Consider the following 5,108-nt stretch of genomic DNA (forward strand, 5'->3'; position numbering starts at 1 on the left):
ATTGCTCACTGAACAACAGACCAGCCGTACCCACCTGTTGCTGCAAGCTCCGATTGTCCTGGGGGTAGGCCCGCTGCAGATGGGTGCCCAGCACCCCCACCGGCCGGCCGCGGCCGGCCAGGCAACCCCGATGGGCGGCGGCATCCACCCCGGCCGCCAGGCCGGAGACCACCGGCCAACCCGCCGCCGCCAGGTGACGCCCCAGCCGCTCCGCCCAGGCCAGGGCGTGGTCGCTGGCGGTGCGGCTACCGACTACGGCCACCGCCTGCCGACGGCTCAAATAGGCCCAGGTGCTCCCCTTCCCCTGCCAGAACAGTTGCAGAGGGGGACGATCCAGTTGCCGCAGGGGGGCGGGAAAGGCGGGATCCGTGGGCGCCAGCCAGCGGCGGGGCGGCTGGGGCGGGGGCGCGTCCAGCGCTGCCGTCAGGGCTTGCACCTGGTTTTTGTTGAGGCGGCCCTGTTGTTGCAACACCGGCAGGGGCGTCCGCCAGGCCGTTTCCAGACTGCCAAAGACGGCTTCCAGACGCCGCAGTGTGGCCACGCCAAAGCCGTCGATGCCGGCCCAGCGATACCAGGCCAGACGGCGAGAGCGGAGATTCATGCAGTCCCCACAGGGCTAGGTTCAGCGATCCCCCGGTTCACGGCGCTGAAGCGGGAAACACCATTGCAAACGGGATGCAAACGGGATCGGACAACCACCGACTGCCGGATAGTGGATAGTGGTGTGATCGTTCAACCTCTCGTCCAATGTTTCGGAACATTCTTGTGGCGGACTCCGGCAAAGGTCACGTGGAGACCATGGTGGGCATGATGCAGAGGCTGCCCAGCTTCGCCGGTGCCCGCTTTACCCTGCTCCACGTGCTGGACGTGCAGGGTAAGAAATCCCTGGCGGACGGGATGGAGGCGGGTGCCCGGCTTCTGGCCCAGGCCGTTGGCGCCATGAAACTGGATCCCGCTACGGTCACCACCATCCTTCGCCAAGGGGACATCAAGCAGACGGTGTTGACGGTGTCGGAGGAAATCAACGCGGATCTGATGGTGATGGGTTCACGGGGGGTGGGGCGGTTAAAGTCCATCCTGTTGAACAGCGCCAGCCAGTACGTATTTCAGTTGTCCAATCGCCCCATGCTGCTGGTGCGGGACGATCTCTACGTGCGCCATCCCAACCGCCTGCTGGTGGCGGTGGACGGCACAACCATCAGTGACACCGCCTTGAACCTGGCCTGTGATATGGCCCGCGGGGTGGAGGGCATGACCGTGCGGGTGGTCCATGTGAGCAGCCAGCGGGGCGGCAGCCAAGTGGCGAAACGCATCCTTGACAAGGCCCGTCTGAATGGGCGGCGGCTGGGGGTGGACGTGGAGATCGAGGAGCGCAACGGCAATGCGGCCCAGGAGATCTGTAACGCCGTTGAGAACAGCAACAGCGACCTGCTGGTTCTGGCCTCGCCGGATCGGCGCCCCACCGTGGCCCGTAACCTGGTGGATCTGGACAAACTTTTGGGCTCGTCCATCAGCGACTACGTCCGGGTCAAGGCGCCGTGTCCTGTTCTGCTGGTGCGGTAGGAATGGGCTCTGACGGTTTCGCCTCGCGGATTGTGCGGCAGCGCCGGCTGGTGACCCGTGGTCACACCCGCCCCCTGGCCTGGCGGTTGGAGCAGTTGGCCCGTTTGGAAAAGGCTCTGCAGCCGGAAGAGGAACTGCTGGAGGGGTTGGCCCAAGACCTGCGCAAACCCCCTGTCGAGGCCTATTACGAAATCTCCGGCGTTCGCCAGGAGTTGAAGCTGTTTCAACGACGCCTGCGCCGCTGGCTGCGGCCGGAACGGGTGGCGACGCCGTTCATCATGCAGCCGGCCCGGGCCCGGGTGGTGGCGGATCCCCTGGGTTGTGTCCTGATTATTGGTCCGTGGAACTATCCCCTGCTGTTGCTGCTGTCTCCCTTGGTGGCAGCCCTGGGGGCGGGCAACACCGCCGTGCTCAAACCGTCGGAGCATGCGCCCCACACCGGGGAAGTTCTGGCCGCACGGCTGCGGCAGCATATGGATGATGACGTGGTGTCCGTGGCCCTGGGGGGACCGGAGACGGCCCAGGCCCTGCTGCGGCAGAAATTTGACCACGTGTTTTTTACGGGCGGCAACCGCGTTGGTCGGCTGGTGATGGAGCAGGCGGCCAGAACCCTCACGCCCGTGACCCTGGAGTTGGGGGGCAAGAATCCCTGTCTGGTGGCAGAGGATGCCAACATTCCCCTGGCCGCCCGCCGCATTGCCTGGGGCCGGTTCCTCAACGCAGGCCAAACCTGCATTGCCCCGGACCACGTGCTGGTGGCCCCTGGGGTGCGGGACGCCTTCCTGGCGGCGCTGCAGCAGGCCATCCTGGATTTTTACGGGGAAGATCCCCAACTCAGCCCGGACTTTGGCCGCATCGTCAACGACAGCCAGTTCCAGCGGCTGGCGGGACTGCTGCGGGAGCGCCCCGTGCTCTGGGGTGGGCGCGTGGATTCGGCTGAACGCTACATTGCCCCCACCGTGGTGGCTGTGGACCGTTGGGACGACCCCCTGATGGAGGAGGAGCTCTTCGGCCCGGTGCTGCCGGTGCTGCCCCTCGCCAGCCTGCAGGAGGCCGTGGACGCCATCAACAGCCGTCCCCAACCCCTGGCCGTCTATCTGTTCAGTGGGCGGCAGAGTTGGCGGGACCGTTTGCTGGCCGGCACCCGTTCGGGAACCGTCTGTTTTAACGACGTGGTTCTCCAGGCCGGGATTCCCCAGTTGCCGTTTGGCGGGGTGGGGGAGAGCGGCATCGGCGCCTATCACGGTCGGGCCGGTTTTCTCCGCCTCAGCCATCAGCGCAGTGTGCTGGAACGACCACAGGCGTTTGACGTTCCCTGGCGCTATCCCCCCTACGGCAATCGCCTGGGCTGGATGAGGCGGCTGCTTCGATAACTTGGTGATCGGCGCAGGGGCGTTGTGAGTCGAGCTGATGATGGGGAGATGGATTGACAAATCGGGGATCAGGCTTTGACCTGCCCGCTTTGGTTGACCAAGGCGGGCATGGGCATGCCCTGGAGTATGGGATCGTCCACCCATGGCCCAACTGCTGAAAAGAAGGTGCGCCACCGATGCCTGTCAGGCCCGGTATGCTTATTCCCGTTCGCCATCCAGTCCGATGCCTGCCATACCCCCTGGACTGAGCGAGTGGCTGGCGCTGCTCACCCAACCCGCCGTGATCCTGGTGGGGGTGGGACTAATCGTGAACCAGCAGAACAGGCTGATTGACGCCCTGCGGGATTCCGTGAACAAGCGGAGTGACGACATGAACAAGCGGATTGACGCCCTGCAGGGGGACGTGAAGGAGATACAGAAAGACGTGAAGGAACTTCTCCTACGCCAGGCCGCCACTACCCCTCGGTAGAGGGCTTAACTATTCAGGTGAGGCAGGAGGCGGGTGGCTTTAGCCTGCCGCAGCGGACTGGGAAAGCATTGAGATGAAGCAGAAGAAATCACTTCACAGCAAGACACGGCACACCATCTCAGAAGTATTTCTCACAAGCGAGATACATCACTATGCACTTGATAACTCTCCTACTCCATATATGATGTTTTCATCAGTTCTCCTTCTGAAGTCATGACTCACACCAGCGGTCCAGGAATGCACTTCCGCAAAGGCATCACACTGATTCAACTGTTTGAGATGTTCCCAGACGATGCCATGGCAGAAGCATGGTTTGAAGAACCCCGCTGGGGACAAGCTGGAAAGCCAACACATTGCCCAGTCTGTGGTTCCATAGACAGGATTCGTAAAATTGCATCGCGCAAACCTCTCCCTTATGGATGTGGTTCCTGTCGGCGTCATTTTAGTGTTCCTGTTGGTACGGTGATCCATCGTTCTCCAATACCCTTACGCAAATGGGCAATCCCTATCTATCCTTGGGTCACCTCCTTGAAAGGTGTGTCTTCTATGAAATTACATTGTGATTATTGCCAGATTAGAGAGTCCATCGAATATGCCTAATATGCCTTCTGGTGGGCTAGTGAGATTGTTTCTATTTACTCTAATCTCTCGTACATTAGAGAGCCCATCAAACACACTTTCCGGTAGACTGGTAAGCGCATTTCTCTCCAGAAGGATGGTGACCAGGTTGGGGAGACCATCAAAGTCACCCGGGCTTAAGGATGTTATACCTTTATTGCTACGGTCACAAATTTGTCCATCGTAGCATGGACTCCTTTGTCCACTCCCCCGATAATAACGACGATCATCCAATGCCCCATAGCGCTCACAGATGTTCTGAGTCTGAGAATGAGCACTGGGAGAGAATAGAAGTAGAGCTGCCGCCAGTCCGCCAGCCAGTGGCAGGGAGCAGTTAAGCCAGTAAGTCAGCCCAGAAACCCGGCTCCGCTGCGTCTGGAGGTCCACAAACGGTGTTCACTACTCCGCTCAACCGTTTCCTTTACTTCCCTGGGTAGATCACTCATTCCTTCATCTCCTATGATTCTATGAAAGTCTTAGGGTAACCAAGGTTTTGGAGAAAGTCAAGCGGCTCTCCCTCCCCCTCTTCCTCTTCCCAAGAGACTTCTCAAAGCCACAAACCAGGGCAAGAGGGGAGTCCAGCAGTTGCGGCAAACCCGGCGCCAAGTCACAAGTTGCTAAAGGAAGGTCTGGAAAATTCGTTCTGGGCCGTCGGGGCTTATTGAGAAGCTTTGTGGCAACTGGGCCTCCAGACCCTGCAGTTGGCCCATTCCGCCATTTTCCAGGTTTTCCTAAAGCGCCATAACCCTACCGGGGCCTTGTTCATCTTTCGCAACTCGGCTGACCAGCCGGATGGTTCCACGAAGCATTTCTTGTTGTCGGATTGTAACCTTTTGTAATCTTCTCCCCGGACGAGCGCTGACGGGATCCTCCCTCACTTGCGGGTGCAGGCTACCCAATCAACAGATTCTCTCCCTGAAGTCACTGAAATCACCAGGCTCTCTCCCTAAGCTGAGTGCGCTTTTGCCTGGCTTCGGCAGTGCTGGATTCCATCGATTTGGTGATTGACACAGTGGTGGCCCGGGAGGTGCTGGACTCCCGCGGCAACCCCACCGTGGAGGCTGAAGTGCAGTTGGAAGGCGGGG

General features: G+C 60.5%; 6 protein-coding genes. 4 read left to right on the forward strand and 2 right to left on the reverse strand.

All coding sequences use genetic code 11. The features are described from left to right. The coding region (locus BG35_RS11575; RefSeq protein ID WP_025782149.1) for a DNA-processing protein DprA at window positions 1–601 on the reverse strand (601 nt) is incomplete at its 3' end. Window positions 602–747: 146 nt separating this feature from the next. On the opposite strand from BG35_RS11575, the gene BG35_RS0106225 reads away from it, so the two are divergent. The 4 genes from BG35_RS0106225 (at window position 748) to BG35_RS12100 (ending at window position 4,005) form a co-directional block, all read left to right on the forward strand. Next, window positions 748–1,563 carry a universal stress protein gene (locus BG35_RS0106225; RefSeq protein WP_025782150.1) on the forward strand — a complete coding sequence of 272 codons (816 nt, stop codon included), beginning with the start codon at window positions 748–750 and terminating at the stop codon, window positions 1,561–1,563. 2 nt (window positions 1,564–1,565) lie between these two features. After that, window positions 1,566–2,936 carry an aldehyde dehydrogenase family protein gene (locus BG35_RS0106230; RefSeq protein ID WP_025782151.1) on the forward strand — a complete coding sequence of 457 codons (1,371 nt, stop codon included), beginning with the start codon at window positions 1,566–1,568 and terminating at the stop codon, window positions 2,934–2,936. A gap of 223 nt (window positions 2,937–3,159) precedes the next feature. Further along, entirely contained in the window at window positions 3,160–3,405 is a 246-nt protein-coding gene (locus BG35_RS0106235) for a hypothetical protein (protein WP_025782152.1), read from the forward strand. 213 nt (window positions 3,406–3,618) lie between these two features. After that, window positions 3,619–4,005, forward strand: coding sequence for a transposase (locus BG35_RS12100; RefSeq protein ID WP_080688063.1), 387 nt, complete (start codon window positions 3,619–3,621; stop codon window positions 4,003–4,005). Here the strand turns inward: BG35_RS12100 and BG35_RS14180 are convergent. Then, a complete protein-coding gene (locus BG35_RS14180) occupies window positions 3,958–4,410 on the reverse strand; it encodes a leucine-rich repeat domain-containing protein (protein ID WP_071994803.1) in 453 nt (150 codons plus the stop codon). The two genes, BG35_RS12100 and BG35_RS14180, sit on opposite strands and share 48 nt — an antisense overlap. Window positions 4,411–5,108: the final 698 nt, after the last annotated feature.

The organism is Candidatus Synechococcus spongiarum SH4, from assembly GCF_000586015.1.
GTDB classification, from domain to species: domain Bacteria; phylum Cyanobacteriota; class Cyanobacteriia; order PCC-6307; family Cyanobiaceae; genus Synechococcus_B; species Synechococcus_B spongiarum_F.